The following is a 15,829-nucleotide window of genomic DNA, read 5'->3' as shown; positions in this document are numbered from 1 at the left end:
CCGTGAACGACTCGTCCCCGCAGCAGTACCTGGTTGTCGCCAACGACGAGGAGCAGTACTCCCTCTGGGAGGCCGGCCGGCCCGTCCCGCTCGGCTGGCACGACCAGGACGTGCGCGGCACCAGGGAGGACTGCCTCGCGCACATCGAGCGGGTGTGGACCGACATGCGCCCGCTCAGCCTCCGCGTGAGCATGGCCGGCTGACCCGACGATCCCCGGGCACCACGCCGCCCGGCAGACCCCGTCACGGGCTGCCGGGCGGCGCGGCGGTGCCGGAAGGAACCCCGTATGACCAGCTCGTACACCGGCGGCTCCGCGTCACCGCGCCGCCGCACCCCGCTGGCCGCCCTGGTGGCTGCCTCCGGGATCTCCTCGCTCGGCATGGCGGCGACCCTGGTCGCCGTGCCCTGGTTCGTCCTGCACAGCACCGGCAGCGGCACCCGGACGGGGCTCGTCGCCACCGCCGAGGTGCTGGGCCTGCTGTGTTCCGCCGTGCTCGCGGGTCCGGTGGTCGACCGGCTGCCCGTACGCGCGACGAGCGTCGCGGCGGATCTGCTGACGGCCGCGTCGATCAGCCTGATCCCGCTCCTGCACGCCGCGGGCGCCCTGCCCCTGCCCGTCCTGATCGTCCTGGTCTTCCTGGTGGGGGCCGCCCGCGGACCGTCCGACACCTCCAAGCAGCTGCTCCTGCCCGGCGCGATGCGACACGCGGGCGTCACGGCGGAGCGGGCCACGGGAGCGGTCGAGGGAGCCCGCCGGATCGGCATGATGGCGGGGGCGCCGCTGGCCGGTCTGCTCATCGCGGCCGCCGGCCCCGTGCGCACCCTGTACGCGGACATGGCGGCGATGGCGCTGTGCGCCCTCCTCGTGACGGCCCTGGTGCCGGCGGCTGCCCGGCCCCGCCCGGCCGGCGGCGGGGCGCCGCGCGGCTCCTACGCCCAGGAACTGCGGTTCGGGCTGGGCCAGTTGCGCAGGGACCGGCTGCTGGGGGCGATGGTGGGGGTCCTGATGCTGACCAACGCCCTGGACGGGGCGCTGAACGGCGTGCTCTATCCGGCGTACGGGGCCCAGGTGCTGCGCAGCAGCGCCCTGTTCGGGGCGATGGTGACCGCCATGGGGGCCGGCGCGCTGCTCGGGGCGGCCCTGTACGGCTGGGCGGGCCACCGGATGCCCCGGCGCGCGGTCTTCGTCGGGGCCTTCGTCCTGGTCGGGGCGGTGCGGTGTGCCGCGCTGGCCGCCGAACCCGGGGTGCCGGTGCTGCTGGGCGTACTGGCCCTGTCCGGCATCGGGTCGGGGATCGTGGGTCCGCTGATGATGTCGGTCGCCTACGAGCGGGTGCCCGAGGCGGTGCGGGGGCGGGTGTTCGGTCTGCTGACGGCCGCCGCGCTGGCGGCGACGCCGCTCGGGATGCTCGGTGCGGGGCTGGCCCTGGACGTCTCGGGGCTGGTGGCGGCGCTGCTGGGCACGGGGGCGCTGTACCTCGCGGTCACGCTCACGCCGCTGGTCTTCCCGGTGTGGCGGGAGCTCGACGCCCGGGGCCCGGCGGAGCCCGCGGCGGCACCGGCCGGGCATGAACAGGGCTCTTTGGCCGTCGCAGGAGCGGGAACCCTGACCGAATAGGACGGAGTTGAGGGGATTTGCGGCCCCTCACCATCGCGCCAGGCAGCTTGATGAGCAGTCTGATCGATCACCGAAGTGCCCCGGGCACGGCAAGGTTGGTCCTGCACCGACCGGCGCGGACGGCCCACAAAGCGGTTCGCGCCCACACCAGACCGCTCGTACTCCTGGGGATCCCATGCTCAAGCGTTACGCCATCGCCCTGTCCGTGGCCGCGTCCGCCCTGCTGCTGCCCGCTGCCGGCGTCGCTCAGGCCGCCGACGACACCTCGGCCGCGACCACCGTGACGACCACCACCGGGGGCGAGGGCGGCACCACCACCCAGACGCCGCGTCAGATCGTGACGCCCGGCGGCCGGGTGGTGACGGTCGGCACCACCCAGGGCGGCCGGACGCGCGACACGGCCGACAGCTCCTGGGGCGGCTGATCGCACCGGCCCGTAAGGGCCGCGAAAAGAGGGGGAGGGAGGATCGCATCGCGATCCTCCCTCCCCCTCTTTTCGTCCAACGCGCTTCGTCAGTCGCCCGTACCGCAAAGGGAGATGGCGGCGTACTGCGCCTCCGGCGCACCGACACACCGGCGCGACCACCCGGCCGGCACGTACAGCAGCTCGCCGGGCAGCAGCCGGCACTGGAAGGACTCCGGCCGGCCGCTCTCGCCGGTCCCGGTCAGCTGCCAGGTCACGGCGCCGGCGATCTGGTGGATCAGCAGGTGCTCCCCGTCCCCGGGCTGACCGGTCCAGACGGCGTCCACGCCGACGCCCGGCGCGGACCCGGCCGTCTCCACCCGGTCCAGCCGGACGGACAGGCCGGTCAAGGAGGCCAGTTCGGTGGTGAACCGGTCCACCTGGGCCGGGCGCACACCACCACCCGCCGGGCCCGCCCCGGCGTCGTCGGGGTCGCCGAACGCCGGGTTGTCGTACTCGGGCCACAGCACACCCGGCGCCCGGTCCAGGTGGACCGAGAGGAACAGGACGATCTCCCGCAGGTGCGGGGCCTCCTGCTCGCAGGCTTCATCCGGCATGTCCATTACGTGCCCCTCTTGTTCGGCGGCTCCACAGCTCCCATCTCAGCAGCATGCGACACGCCCGCCGACCGCGACAGACACGAGAACGCGTGACACCAGGTCAGGAGTGCTGTATCGGCTGTCCCGGCTCGCCGTCCGCCTCGACCTCGGCCTCGGGTTCCAGCAGGCCGCGCGCCGCGGCGGCCACCCCCGCCTGGAAGCGACTGCCCGCACCCAGCTCCTGCATGATGTCGGCGATGTGGCGCCGGGCCGTGCGCAGCGACATGCCCAGGCGTCGCGCTATGGCCTCGTCCTTCAGCCCGGCCGCGAGCAGCCGGATGATCGTCTCGTGGATCTCGCGGGCCACCTCTTCGAGCCCCTGGCCCGCCGCGGCCGAGAACGGCGAGGCCAGGTCCCAGGTCTGGTCGAAGATGTTGCACAGGTACGCGACGGTCGACGGCTCGCGTACGACGACGGCGCCCCAACTGCCGTCGGCGACGGGTATGAAGGCCAGTTCCCGGTCGAAGGCGATGAGCCGGCCGAACAGTTCGTGCGCGGTGCGGTACTGCGCCCCCAGTACGGAGGTGGCCGCGACATAGGCCTGGCTCGGTCCGTTGAAGCGGGCCGTGTGGTGATAGAGGGTCCGGATCGAGATACCCCGCTGGAGCATCGTCTCGTCCCGCCGCAGCGCCTCCTGCATCGCCTCCGGCACCCTGCCGCCGCCCCCGGGCTGCGAGCTGAGCATCTCGGTCGTGCAGTTGAGAGAGGCCCGGTTGAGTGCCCCGCGCACGTCCTCCAGGCTCTCCAGGACCTCCAGCGACTCCCCCGTGGAACGGCGGCCCAGGTAGTGCGGCAGGAAGCGGCCCAGGTCCTCGCGGATCCCGCTGATCGCCTGCCGCTGGTCGCGGATCTGCGCCTCCAGGGGCGCGACGAGCTGCTCGGCGGCCGTGTCCGGGGCCACCGCGAAGGCCACCGACGGGTCGCTCGGGCTCACATGCAGCAGGCGGGAGGCGCGCAGGCGTGACACGCTGCGCCGGACCTCCTCCGCCTCCAGTCCCGTACCGGCGGCCACGGCGTCCACGTCCACCGTGCGGTGTTCGAGCACCCAGCCGTAGACATCGATGTCAACATCGGCTCTCTTCGGATCCGGCACCACGTCAGATGTTTGCATTGCCCCACTTTGCCCTTTTCACCCCGGGTCGCTTTACTGCCAGGCACTTTGGTGAGGTGCCTGCCCCCTGGCGCCAGGATATGCAGGGCGAAAGGCTGTACCGGACGAACAGCGGCGGGTGTCCGGCCACTTCAGGCCCCGGACGTCCGAAACGGTGCGGTCACGCGCAGCGTGACCACACCGTCACCGGGGGTGCCGTACCCCGCCGCTCCCCTTCATCTTCGACCCGGAATCCGGAGCCCCACATGCTGCACACCACGCTCACCGCCCGCGCACCGGAGCTGCCCGCCCTGACCCCCCGCGAGCAGGAGGTCCTCGCCTACCTCGCGCAGGGGGACACGTACCGGATGATCGCCTGCCGGATGGGGCTGAGCCCGCACACGGTCGACACCTACCTGCGCCGGCTGCGCAGCAAGACCGGCGCGGTGAACCGGACCCAGCTCACCCACATCGCCTTCCGGCTGGGCTACTGAGCCGGTCGCGCGGCCGTGGCCCCGGCCCCCGGTGCATCGTCCTCGAACTCGCGCATCCGCCGCAGCGGGGAGCAGAGCAGGACCAGCGGGGCCGCCGACAGGGCGGCGGCACAGAGCCACAGGGCGTTGCGCACGCCCAGCAGTTCACCGAGGAGTCCCGCCAGCAGGCCGCTCAGGGGCAGCACGCCCCACACCAGGAAGCGCATGGTGGCGGTCATCCGGCCGAGCAGGTGCGGCGGGCAGACCGTCTGCCGGTAGGTGACCTGGCAGATGTTGTACAGGGTGACGCCGGCCGACTGGACGAGCGACCCGAGCACGAACAGGCCGATCCGCCAGTCGTCGTCGGCCAGCGGGAGCAGCAGCCCGAAGGGCATGGTCACCAGCAGGGACAGCCACGTGAGCCGGGCCGCGCCGACGGCCCGGGTCACCCGGTCCGCGGCGGTGGCGGCGAGCACCGAGCCGATGGTGGCGGTCGTCAGCACCCAGCCGATGGCCGCGGGCGGCAGCCCCACGGTGCGGGTCAGGAAGAGCACCTCGATGGCCATCACCGCGCTGAGGAACAGGTTCACGGCAGCCGTGTTCAGGGCGATGAGCCGCAGGATCCGGTGGCTCAGGACATAGCCCAGCCCTTCGCGGATGTCGCGCAGCAGATGCCGGCGCGGGGCGGGCTCCGGCTTCTCCTCCCGGGCCCCGATCCGCCCCAGAAGGACCACGGACACCAGTGAGGTGACCGCCTGCCCGGCCAGCGTCCCGGCCGCGCCCAGCAGTTGCACGAGGAAGCCGGCGATGCCGGGTCCTGCGAACTCGGCCCCCGAACGCACCGTCTCCAGCTTCGAGTTGCCCGCGATCAGGGTGTCCTTGCCGATGAGGGTCGGCAGGTAGCTCTGATCGGCCACGTCACCGAACAGCCGGGCGCAGCCGAGCAGCAGGGCGACCGCGTACAGCAGTGGCATCGAGTGCAGGTCCAGCAGGTAGGCCACCGGCAGTGCCGTCAGCAGGACGGCGCGCGCCAGGTCGGCGGCCATCATCACGCGGCGCTTGCGCATCCGGTCCACCCAGGCCCCGGCGGGCAGTCCCAGCAGCAGGAAGGCCGCGTGTTCCGCGGCGGACAGCAGACCGGCCTGCATCGCCGAGGCGTCGAGGGTGAGCACCGCCATCAGCGGCAGAGCCACGTACGTGATGCTGCTGCCCAGCTCGTTGCAGATGTGCGAGGACATGAAGAGGCGGAAGTCCCTGCGCCGGCGGCGCTCGACGCTCTGGACGGGATCGGTGGACTCGTCGGTGGTGACGGACACGGGTGCGTTCCTTGTCTGGTCGCGGACGGGGCCCGCGGGCTGCTGGTTCATCGGGGGGCGGGCGCGGGGAGCGCCCGGGGATCGAGCTTGCCGCCCGGGGTCCGCGGCAGCCTGTCCATCAGTGTCACCACGGCCGGTACGAGGTACCCGGGCACCTTGGCCAGAAGGTGCCGGCGCAGGGCGTCCGGGGTGAGGGAGCTGCCGGGGGTGACCGCGGCCCAGGCGGCCAGCTGCGGTCCGTCGGCCGCCGCGACGGCGCGGGCGACCACGTCGACGACGTCGGGGTGGGCGGCCACGGCCGCCTCGACCTCCTTGAGTTCGACCCGGTGGCCGCGGATCTTGACCTGGTCGTCGGCGCGCCCGAGGAAGACGAGCGGGCCTCCGGGTGCGCGGGTGACGCGGTCGCCCGTGCGGTACATGCGCTCGCCGGGGGCGTCGGCGAAGGGGTCGGCGACGAACCGCTCGGAGGTCGGCCCCGGCCGGCCGTGGTAGCCGCGCGCCAGGCAGGAACCCGCCAGGTACAGCTCGCCCGCGGCGCCGGGGGGCGCCTCGCGCAGCTCCTCGTCGAGGACGTAGGCCCGTACGCCCGCCAGCGGTTCACCGAGCGGGATCAGCTCGTCGCCCGCGAAGCCGGCCAGTTCGGCCGGTCCCGGCTCGTAGGAGGTGGCGGTGATCGTGGACTCGGTGAGGCCGTAGCAGCTGATCACCGGGGGGTGTCCGGCGGCCGTCCAGCGCGTCAGGTCCGCGGTGCGGCCCGCGTCGCTGCCGATCACCACGCGGCGCAGTGCGGACGGCAGCGGCCGCGGGGCGCGCTCCAGGTCCTTGGCCCACTGCGACCAGTACGGGGTGGGCAGGTTGACGACGCTGATCCGCTCCTCGGCGAGGAACGGCTCCAGTTCGGCGGGCGAGAGGACGTTGTCCCTGACGAAGACGGCCGTGCCGCCCGTGCACCAGGTGGGCAGGGCCTCCTCCAGGCTGACGTCGAAGGCGGGGGCCGCGAACTGCAGGACCGCGTCCTCGGCGGTCAGCCCGTAGCGTCCGGCCAGGGTGGCGACCTGCGCGGCGAGTCCGGCGTGGCCGACCGCCACGGGCTTGGGCTGCCCGGTGGAGCCGGAGGTGAAGAGCACGTAGGCGAGGGAGCCGGGGGCGATGTCGGCGGGCCGGGCCGCCGACGTGGGGGCCGCGGTCGTGGTGGAGGCCCAGAACAGCTCGCTCCCGGTGCGGCGTTGCAGCATCGCGGCCGCGTAGGTGTCGGGGGCGACCGCGTGCCGGGTGCCGGCGGCCGCCAGCAGGGTGCGCAGCCGCTCGTCGGGGGCGTCGAGGTCCACCAGGAGGGGGGCCGCGCCCGCGTACCAGATGCCGAGCAGCCCCACCGCCCAGTGGACGCCCCGGCGCACCCCCAGGAGCACCGTGTCCTCCGGCCCGGCGCCCGCGGCGCGCAGTTCCTCGGCCACCGCGCGCGCCCGCCGGTCGAACTGCCGGTAGGTCAGCTCTCCTTCGGGTGCGCGGACCGCGGTGGCCTCGGGTGCGATCCCGGCCCGGTGCGCGATGCGCAGGGGCACGGGGGTGGTCTCGGTGGGGCTCATGGTGGTGGTGTCTCCTGGGGGTGCGGACGGGCTCGTCGCGGGGGCTCTTCGCGGGGGCGGCGGCGCGTTCAGGCGCGTTCGGGCGCCTGAACGCGCGGTCACGCCCGGTCAGCCCTGGTCGCGGGAGCGGGGGCGCAGGGCGGGGCGGGCGGGTGCGGTGGCGGCCTCGGCGAGGCGGGCGGCGATGCCCGCCGGGGTGGGCGTCTCGAAGAGGTCGCGGATGTTCAGCCGTACGCCGAGTTCGGTGCCGATGCGGCCGGCCAGCCGGGTGGCGAGGAGGGAGTGGCCGCCGTGGGCGAAGAAGTCGTCGTCCATGCCCGCCTCCTGGAGGCCGAGGACGGAGGCGAAGATCTCGCAGACCGTCTTCTCCGCGGGGGTGGCGGGCAGCCGGCCCGCCGGGCGGTGCACGGTGGCCGGGTCGGGGAGCGCATTGCGGTCGAGCTTGCCGTTGACGGTGAGCGGGAACTGCGGCAGGTGCAGGAACAGCGACGGGACCATGTAGTTGGGCAGGTTCCGGCCCAGTTCGGCGCGGACCTCCCCGGCGGTGGTCGTGCCGGTGAAGTAGCAGACGAGCCGCTGCTGGCCCGCGTGATCCCGGTCGACGGCGACGACGGCCTCGCCGACGCCCGGCACGGCGCGCAGCGCGGTCTCCACCTCGCCGAGTTCGATGCGGTTGCCGCGGACCTTGACCTGGTGGTCCTGGCGGCCGAGGAAGTCGAGCTGGCCGTCGGCCCGCATCCGGGCGAGGTCGCCGGTGCGGTACATCCGGCTGCCGGGCACGGCGGAGAACGGGTCGGGTACGTAGCGCTCGCTGGAGCGGCGCGGGTCGCGCAGGTATCCGGGGCCCACGCCGGTGCCGCCGATGAAGAGTTCGCCGGGCACGCCGGGCGGTACGGGGGCGAGCGCGGCGTCCAGCAGGTAGAGGGTGTTGTTGCGCAGCGGGCGGCCGACGGGCAGCCGGCCGTGTTCCAGCTGGGCGTGCACGTCGGGGCCGATGAAGGCGTGGGTGTTGTCGTCGGAGCACTCGGTGAGGCCGTAGGCGTTGACGATCGCGGCCTGCGGGTGGCGCGCGTACCAGCGGGTGCACAGTTCGGGCGGCAGCACCTCGCCGTTGACGATGAACCAGCGCAGTTCGGGCAGGGCCGGCGGCAGCACGCCGGTGTCCCACAGGTCGACGGCGGCGCGGACGAAGGAGGGCACGGTCTCCAGGACGGTGATCCCCCGGCGGGCGGCGTCGTCGAAGAGGGCGGCCGGGTCGCGGGCGGTGTCCCGGGTGACCAGGTGGACCTGTCCGCCGGTGATCAGCGGGGCGAGCATCTGCCACACGGAGATGTCGAAGGTGAGCGGGGCGTTCATCACCACGCGGTCGCCGTCGCCGAGGCCGAGGTCCTCGGCCTTGGCCAGGAGGTGGTTGTTCATGCCCCGGCGGTGGACCATGGCGCCCTTGGGCTTGCCGGTGGAGCCCGAGGTGAAGCAGACGTAGGCGAGGGCGTCGGGTCCGCCGGCCGGCGCCGGCCGCTCGCCCGGGGCGGCGGCCGACGCGTCGTCGATCACGAGGACGGGCAGGCCGCCGGGGACGGCGGCGGCGATCTCCTCGGCGCGGGCACGCTGTTCGGGGGCGGCCAGCAGCCGGGCGATCCCGCCGCTCGCCAGAAGGTCGGCGGTACGGGTGACGGGTCCCTCGGGGTCGAGGGGGACGTAGGCCGCTCCGGAGCCGAGGATGCCGAGCATCGCGACGGGGACCCGGGCGGTGGGCTCGCTCAGCACCGCGACCAGGTCGCCGGGGCGCACGCCGTCGGCGAGCAGGGCCAGGGCGAGGGCGTCGGCGCGGGCGACGAGGGCCGCGTAGCTCAGCTCGCGGCCGCTGTCGTCGGTGGCGGCGACGGCCTCCGGGCGTCGCTCGGCCTGCTGCCGTACGCGCTCGACGGCCTCCGCGTACTGCTCGTCGCGCGCGGTGTCGTTCCATTCGACCAGGACGCGGTGGCGTTCGGCCGGGGAGAGCAGGTCCACGGTGCCCACCGGGCAGGACGGATCCTCGGCGACGGCCTCCAGGAGCCGGGCGAGCCGTTCCAGCAGGGCCTGGGCGGTGGCCCGTTCGAAGACGTCCGGCCGGTAGTCGATCTGCAGGCGCAGCCGGTCGCCGGGGATGGCGGTCAGCGAGAGGGGGTAGTGGGCGGCGTCGTACGGGTCCACTCCGGTGACGCGGAGCCCTCCCGCGCCGAGGGCGGCGAGGCCGGCCGCGTCGACCGGGTAGTTCTGGAAGGCGACGCAGGAGTCGAAGAGCTCCCCCGCTCCGGCGAGCCGCTGGATCTCGACCAGTCCCAGGTGGTGGTGGTCGATCAGCCGTGCCTGCTCGTCCTGGAGGCGTTCGAACAGCGCGACGAGGGACTCCGCGGGGTCGATCCGCACACGGACCGGCACGGTGTTGATGCACAGGCCCACGATGTCGGCGACGCCGGGGAGTTCGGGGTCGCGTCCGCTGACGATGGCGCCGAAGACCACGTCCTCGGAGCGGATCTGGCGCCCGAGCAGGAGCGCCCACGCGCCCTGGAGCAGGGTTCCGGCGGTGATCCGGTGGTCGCGCGCGAGGGCGCCGAGCCGCTCGGTCAGGGACTCGGGGAGGTGCGTCTCCACCCGGTCGGGCAGGACCGAGCCGGGCGGCGGGGACACGGGCGCGGTGCGGGTTCCGCCCGGCAGGCCGTCCAGGGCGCGGGTCCAGGCGTCCTGGGCGGCGGCCGTGTCGCGGCTGTGGAGCCGGCCCAGGAAGGCGGAGTACGGGGTGACCGGGCCCAGGGGCGCGTCGTCGGCGTGGTGCAGGGCGAGGAGTTCGCGCACCAGGACCGGCCAGGACCAGCCGTCCATCAGGATGTGGTGGTAGGTGAGCAGCAGCCGGTGGGACAGCGGGCCGGTGCGGATGAGGGCGAAGCGCAGCAGCGGCGGCCGGGCGAGGTCGAAGCGGGTGGCCCGGTCCTCGGCGAGGAGGGTGTCGACGGCGGCGGCCCGCTCGGCCGGGTCGAGCCCGGACAGGTCCACCTCCTGCCAGGGGGCCCGTACGCCGCGCTGGACGACCTGGGCGGGTTCGCCGGTGGCGCGGCGCAGGAAGCCGGCGCGGAGGTTGGCGTGCCGTTCCAGGACGGTGTCGGCGGCGGCGCGCAGCCGGTCCGCGTCGAGGGGGCCGTCGAGGTCGAGGAGCAGCTGGGCGACGTAGACGTCGCGTTCCTCCTCGTCGAAGAGGGCGTGGAAGAGGATGCCGTCCTGGAGCGGGGAGAGCGGCAGGACGTCCTCGACCAGGGAGCGTGCGGCGGGGGCGGCGGGAGCGGGAGCGGGGGTGGACGGCGGGTGGTTCACGGTGGTGTTCCTTCTGTGGTCAGGCGGTCTGGGTGCGGCGGGCCCGGCGGACGATCGGCGGGTCCTCGGCGCCGGCTCCGGCGGCCGCGGCGGCGGGCAGGGCCGCGGCCAGTTCGGCGACGGTGGGGCCGGTGAAGAACTGGCGGATGCCGACGGCGGCTCCGAACCGCGCCGTGACCTCGGCGAGCAGCTGGGTGGCGAGCAGGGAGTGACCGCCGAGGTCGAAGAAGCTGTCGTGGACCCCGATCCGGGGGAGGCCCAGGACCTGCTCCCAGATCGCGCACAGGGCGCGCTCGTCGTCGGTGCGCGGCTCCTGGTGGGCTCCTGCGGTGCCGGCCGTCGCCGGGCCCGGCGCGGGCAGGGCGGTCAGGTCGGTCTTGCCGTTGGCCGTCACGGGGAAGGCGTCGAGCAGGGTGAGGGTGGCGGGCACCATGTAGTCGGGCAGCCGGGCGCGCAGGTGCTCGCGCAGTTCCCCCGGGTCGGGTGCGGGGGTTCCCTCGGCGGGGACCGCGTAGCCCGCGAGCGCGGGTCCGGCGGCCGTGTCCACGACGGTGACGGCGGCCTGGCCCACCGCCGGGTGGGCGGCCAGGGCGTGCTCGATCTCGCCGGGTTCGATGCGCAGTCCGCGGATCTTGACCTGCCGGTCGGCGCGGCCGAGGTACTCGACCTGGCCGTCGGTGTTCCAGCGGGCCAGGTCTCCGGTGCGGTACATGCGGGCGCCCGGGGGGCCGTACGGGCAGGCGACGAAGCGTTCGGCGGTCAGCGCCGCCCGGCCGAGGTAGCCCTGGGCGAGTCCGGCGCCCGCGATGTAGAGCTCGCCGATGACGCCGGGCGCGGCGAGGCCGAGCCGTTCGTCGAGGACGTGGAGCTGCGTACCGTCGAGCGGGCGGCCGATGGGGACCTGGCCGTCGGGGGCCTCCTGGCCCGGGCCGACGGCGAAGGTCGCGGCGAAGGTGGTGGTCTCGGTGGGGCCGTAGGCGTTGGTGACGGTGGTGCCGGGGCAGGCCTCACGGACCCGGCGGACCATGGACGGGGAGGCGGCCTCGCCACCGGTCATCACCTCGTGCAGCGTGCCGAGTGCGGGCAGGCAGCGGTCGGCGAGGACGTTGAAGAGGGTGGCGGTCAGGAAGGTTCCGGTGACCTTCTCCTCGGCCATCAGCCGGGCCAGCGCGTCGACGTCGAGCTCGCCGGGCGGTGCGACGACGACCAGGCCGCCGTTCAGGAGCGGCACCCACAGTTCGTAGGTGGAGGCGTCGAAGGCGTGCGGGGAGCGGAACAGGACCCGCTCGTGCGCGCCGCCTCGCCAGCGCCGGTCGGTGGCGAGGGCGACGACCTCGCGGTGGGAGACGGCCACGCCCTTGGGCGTGCCGGTGGAGCCTGAGGTGTACATCAGGTAGGCGAGCGCGTCGGGATGACCGGGCGGCGGCGGGGCCGTCGCGGTGGCCGTCGCCGCTGCCGCGGCCTCGTCGGCGGGGGCCCCGTCCGGGCGCAGTACATGGCGCGGACCCGCCGGTACGGGCTCGCCGTCCGGGACGTCGGTGACGAGGACGGCGGCCCCGGCCGCGGTGATCACGGCCTCGGTACGGGCGCGCGGGGCCCGCGCGTCCAGCGGCAGGTAGGCGGCGCCCGCCTTGAGGATGCCGAGGCAGGCGGCGACGAGGCCGGCCGAGCGGTCCATCAGTACGGCGACGGCCTCGCCCGGGCGGACGCCGAGGGTGCGCAGCCGCCCGGCGATCCGGTCGGCCCGGGCGTCGAGTTCGGCGTACGTGGTCTCCCGGCCGGCGCAGAGCACGGCGGCGCGGCCGGGGTGGGCGGCGGCCCGCTCCTCGAAGGCCTGGTGGACGGTGCGGGCGTCGGCCGCGGCGGGGGCGCCCTGCCAGTGCTCCAGGAGGTCGGCGCGTTCCCCGGGCAGCAGGACGTCGAGCGCGGAGAGGGGGGTCCCGGGTTCGCGGACGACGGCGCCGATGAGGTGGACGAGCCGGTCCAGCAGGCGCCGGGCCGTCGTGCCGTCGAACAGGTCGCTCGCGTACTCCAGGCCGAGGGCCAGGCCCCGGGGTTCTCCGGTGGCCGGGTCGTGGAGCTCCTCGACCTCCAGGGTGAGGTCGAACTTGGCGGTGTCGGTGCGTACCGCCTCCACCTCGGCCCGCAGGCCCGCGAAGGCGGGGGTGAGCGGCTCGCCGCGCTGGGCGGAGACGGCGACCTGGAAGAGCGGGTGACGGGCGGGCGAGCGGGCCGGGTTGAGGCGCTCGACGAGCGATTCGAAGGGCAGTTCCTGGTGGGCGTACGTCTCCAGGGCGGCGGACCGGACGCGGCCCAGTACCTCCGTGAAGGTGGGGTCGCCCGAGGTGTCGGCGCGCACGATCAGGGTGTTGACGAAGAGGCCCACGAGGTCGGTGAGGGCTTCGTCGTCGCGGCCGTCGACGGGGCAGCCGAGCGGCAGGTCGGTGCCGGCGCCGAGACGGGTGAGCAGGGCCGCGAAGGCGGCCTGCACGGCCATGAACGGCGTGGCGCGGCCGTCCCGGGCCAGTGCGGCCAGCCCCGCGTGGACGGCGGCGTCGGTCCGTGCCTCCACCAGTGCGCCCCGGTGGCCGGCCACGGCCGGGCGCGGCCGGTCGGCGGGCAGGGCCAGTTCCTCGGGCAGGCCGTCCAGGACGGACGCCCAGTGGGTGAGCAGCCGGGCGTGCAGGGAGCCGGGGTCCTGGGCCGGACCGAGGAGTTCGCGCTGCCACAGGGCGTAGTCCGGGTACTGGACGGGCAGTTCGGGCCACTCGGGCGGCCGTCCGGAGCACCGGGCGGTGTAGGCGGCGGCCAGGTCGCGGACGAGGACGTTCACGGAGTGGCCGTCGCCCGCGATGTGGTGCAGGACCAGGAGCAGGTAGTGCTCCTCGGCTTCGTCGGTGAACAGGTCGGCGCGCAGAGGCGGTTCGGTGCCGAGGTCGAAGGGCCGGGACGACGCCTCCCCGGCCCGCCGGGCGCGTTCGCCGGGCGGGCAGACGGTGACGGTGAGCTCCGGGACGGCGTCCGCGGGGTACAGGACCCGCTGGTGGGGGCGGCCCGCCGCGTCGGGGAAGACGGTGCGCAGGGCCTCGTGGCGGGCGCTGACGTCCGCGAGGGCGGCGCGCAGGGCGGCCCGGTCGAGGGCGCCGCTCAGCCGCAGCCCGACGGGGATGTGGTAGAGCGCGCCGTCGGCGCCGTCCCGGGCGTGGAACCACAGCCGCTGCTGGGCGTGGGACAGAGGGATCACAGCAGGGCTCCGAGCTGGGATTCGAAGGTGTCGAGGTCGGCCTGGCTGACCTGGGCGAGGGACACGTCGGAGGGGGTCAGCCCGCCGGCGTCCGGGCGGGCGGCGTGGGTGACGACGGCGCGCAGCATGGTGAACCACTCCTGCGCGAGGTCGTGGACCCAACTCCCCGGGAAGGCGTTGCCCGCCCAGGTCCAGGTGGCGCTGAGGGTGAGGCCGTCCGGGCCCTCGTGGGCGGCCGCGTTGACCTCCACGGCGTGGGCCATCGGAAGGCCGTCGTCGGCGTCGTCGAGGGCGAAGGCGTGCCCGGGCGCGGCGTCCCAGGGGGCGTCGCCGCCCATCGGGAAGCGGCCGAGGTAGTTGAAGCCGATCTGGGGTATGCCGCGCGCGGCGAGGTCCGGCCCGGTACGGGAGTTGAGATGGCGCAGCAGCCCGAAGCCGATGCCCTTGTCCGGTACGGCGCGCAGTTCCTCCTTGACCAGACGCAGGGCGGCGCCGACCGCGGGTCCGCCGGCGCGGGCCTCGTCGAGGTCGGGGCGGCCGAGGGCGAGGCGGACGGGGAACACGGTGGTGAACCAGCCGACGGTGCGGGAGAGGTCCGTGCCGTCGGCGACGTCCTCCCGGCCGTGTCCCTCGACGTCGACGAGGACGGCTCCCTCCGCGTCCGGCCCGTCGGCGCCGTCGGCGCTCCGCCTGCCGAGCACGGCCAGGGCCAGGGCGGTCAGCAGGACGTCGTTGACGGTGCCGTTGACGAGGCCGGGCGCGGTGGTGAGCAGCGGGCCCGTCACGTCCGGCCCGAGGGTCAGGGTGAGGGTGTTGTCCGGGCTCTCGGGGTCGAGGCCGCCGGGTGCGCGGACCCCGGCGAGGGCCTGCGGGGCCTCGCGCAGGGCGGCGGCCCAGCGGTCGGCCTCGGCGGTCCGGCGGCCGGAGGTGGCCTCCGCGCGCAGCAGGTCGGCCCAGTGCGCGAAGGGGGTGTGCGCCGGTTCCAGGACGGGCTCGCGGCCCTCGGCGAGGGCCGCGGCGCAGGCCCGCAAGTCGTCCTGGAGGATCCGCCACGAGACGCCGTCGACCACGAGGTGGTGGACGACGAGCGCGAGACGTCCCTGCTGTCCGGCTCCCCGGTCGAGGAGTACGGCGCGCAGCATGTGTCCCTCGCGGGGCGAGAGCAGCCGCCGGGCCGCGCGCATCCGCTCCCGGGTGAGGGCGGGCAGTTCCCCGTCGCCCTTCCCGCGGGCGTCCACGTGCTCCAGCAGCTCCGCCGCCGTGGCAGAACCCGCGGGCGGTACGAGCGGCTCGGCGCCAAAGGCCCCGATCCCGTCGGGCAGCCGCAGGCGGAGCATCTCGTGGGTGTCGAGGAGGGCCTGGACGGTGCGTTCGGCGTCGGCCGCCCCGAAGCCCGGCGGGGTGCGCAGGACGAGCGACTGGTTGTACGTGTCGACGGGACCGCCGAGTTCGGCGAGCCAGCCCATGATGGGGGTGGGTACCAGCGGGCCCAGGCGGCGCGGGGGCGCGGCCGGGCCGGCGCTCTCCCCCGCCCGGCCGTGGGCGCGGGCGGTGGCGGCGAGCGCGCTCACGCTCTCGGCGCGGAGCACGTCGCGCGTGCTGACGACGAGGCCGGCCGCGCGGGCGCGGCTGACGACCTGGATCGCCTGGATGCTGTCCCCGCCCAGCCCGGTGAAGCTGTGGCCCGCGTCGACCCCGGCGCGGCCGAGGACCTCGGCGAAGAGCGTGCACAGGGTCCGTACGGGGTCGGCGCCGGTGTCGGTGTCGGTCTCGGTGCCGGCCGGCTGCCCGGCACGGTGGACGGGCTCAGCCACGGGGCGCGTTCCCGGCGAGGGCGGCCACCAGGGAGGCGGGGCGCATGTCGGTCCAGACCCGCTCGACGTGGTCCAGGCAGGCCTGGCGCCCGTCGGGGCCGTGCACGACGGTCCAGCCGGCCGGGACGGGGTTGGCGGCGGGCCACAGGGAGTGCTGGAGCTCGTCGTTGCGGACCACGACGTAGGCGGCGTTGTCGTTCTCGAAGGGGTTGCTCATGGCGGTTCACCTTTCGGATCGGGTGCGGCCGTACGGGTCGTACGGCGCGCCTTCGGGATG

The 15,829-nt window shown here is 74.9% G+C and carries 12 protein-coding genes; 4 read left to right on the top strand and 8 right to left on the bottom strand.

Annotated elements, in window-relative coordinates; genetic code table 11:
* Positions 1 to 2 precede the first annotated feature (2 nt).
* The 3 genes from ACFY0D_RS13055 to ACFY0D_RS13045 all read left to right on the top strand — a co-directional run bounded on the left by ACFY0D_RS13055 (position 3) and on the right by ACFY0D_RS13045 (position 2,043).
* On the top strand, positions 3 to 203 hold the full coding sequence (locus ACFY0D_RS13055; protein WP_390798400.1) for an MbtH family protein: 201 nt from the start codon (positions 3 to 5) through the stop codon (positions 201 to 203).
* Positions 204 to 287: 84 nt separating this feature from the next.
* Positions 288 to 1,619: an MFS transporter gene (locus ACFY0D_RS13050; protein ID WP_390798399.1), complete on the top strand. Its 1,332-nt coding sequence runs from the start codon at positions 288 to 290 to the stop codon at positions 1,617 to 1,619.
* 175 nt (positions 1,620 to 1,794) lie between these two features.
* Entirely contained in the window at positions 1,795 to 2,043 is a 249-nt protein-coding gene (locus ACFY0D_RS13045) for a hypothetical protein (RefSeq protein WP_390798398.1), read from the top strand.
* 89 nt (positions 2,044 to 2,132) lie between these two features.
* Here ACFY0D_RS13045 and ACFY0D_RS13040 read toward each other — a convergent pair whose 3' ends face one another.
* Together ACFY0D_RS13040 and ACFY0D_RS13035 are read right to left on the bottom strand one after the other, a co-directional pair.
* Positions 2,133 to 2,645 (bottom strand): hypothetical protein, encoded by a 513-nt coding sequence (locus tag ACFY0D_RS13040; RefSeq protein WP_390798397.1) that lies wholly within the window; start codon positions 2,643 to 2,645, stop codon positions 2,133 to 2,135.
* A gap of 97 nt (positions 2,646 to 2,742) precedes the next feature.
* Positions 2,743 to 3,792, bottom strand: coding sequence for a LuxR C-terminal-related transcriptional regulator (locus tag ACFY0D_RS13035; protein WP_390798396.1), 1,050 nt, complete (start codon positions 3,790 to 3,792; stop codon positions 2,743 to 2,745).
* A gap of 245 nt (positions 3,793 to 4,037) precedes the next feature.
* Between ACFY0D_RS13035 and ACFY0D_RS13030 the strand changes: the two genes are divergently transcribed.
* The gene (locus tag ACFY0D_RS13030; protein WP_030016799.1) at positions 4,038 to 4,265 is read left to right on the top strand and encodes a response regulator transcription factor; all 228 of its coding nucleotides are present in this window, start codon (positions 4,038 to 4,040) and stop codon (positions 4,263 to 4,265) included.
* Here the strand turns inward: ACFY0D_RS13030 and ACFY0D_RS13025 are convergent.
* From ACFY0D_RS13025 to ACFY0D_RS13000, 6 genes are all read right to left on the bottom strand, one after another.
* A complete protein-coding gene (locus tag ACFY0D_RS13025) occupies positions 4,259 to 5,560 on the bottom strand; it encodes an MFS transporter (RefSeq protein ID WP_390798395.1) in 1,302 nt (433 codons plus the stop codon). The genes ACFY0D_RS13030 and ACFY0D_RS13025 overlap by 7 nt on opposite strands.
* Before the next feature lie 47 nt (positions 5,561 to 5,607).
* Positions 5,608 to 7,146, bottom strand: a complete 1,539-nt coding sequence (locus tag ACFY0D_RS13020; RefSeq protein ID WP_390798394.1) for an amino acid adenylation domain-containing protein — start codon at positions 7,144 to 7,146, stop codon at positions 5,608 to 5,610.
* 108 nt (positions 7,147 to 7,254) lie between these two features.
* On the bottom strand, positions 7,255 to 10,494 hold the full coding sequence (locus ACFY0D_RS13015) for an amino acid adenylation domain-containing protein (RefSeq protein WP_390798393.1): 3,240 nt from the start codon (positions 10,492 to 10,494) through the stop codon (positions 7,255 to 7,257).
* Positions 10,495 to 10,513: 19 nt separating this feature from the next.
* Positions 10,514 to 13,738 carry an amino acid adenylation domain-containing protein gene (locus ACFY0D_RS13010; protein ID WP_390798392.1) on the bottom strand — a complete coding sequence of 1,075 codons (3,225 nt, stop codon included), beginning with the start codon at positions 13,736 to 13,738 and terminating at the stop codon, positions 10,514 to 10,516.
* The gene (locus tag ACFY0D_RS13005; RefSeq protein WP_390798391.1) at positions 13,735 to 15,552 is read right to left on the bottom strand and encodes a condensation domain-containing protein; all 1,818 of its coding nucleotides are present in this window, start codon (positions 15,550 to 15,552) and stop codon (positions 13,735 to 13,737) included. Before ACFY0D_RS13005 ends, ACFY0D_RS13010 begins: the two co-directional genes overlap by 4 nt.
* Positions 15,545 to 15,769, bottom strand: a complete 225-nt coding sequence (locus ACFY0D_RS13000; protein WP_382542299.1) for an MbtH family protein — start codon at positions 15,767 to 15,769, stop codon at positions 15,545 to 15,547. The genes ACFY0D_RS13005 and ACFY0D_RS13000 overlap by 8 nt, the downstream gene beginning before the upstream one ends.
* Positions 15,770 to 15,829 lie beyond the last annotated feature (60 nt).

Source organism: Streptomyces sp. NPDC001502 (genome assembly GCF_042894785.1).
Taxonomy (GTDB): Bacteria; Actinomycetota; Actinomycetes; order Streptomycetales; family Streptomycetaceae; genus Streptomyces; species Streptomyces kutzneri.
Note: the sequence above shows the minus strand (reverse complement) of the source record. Positions and strands in the feature narration are given on the sequence as shown.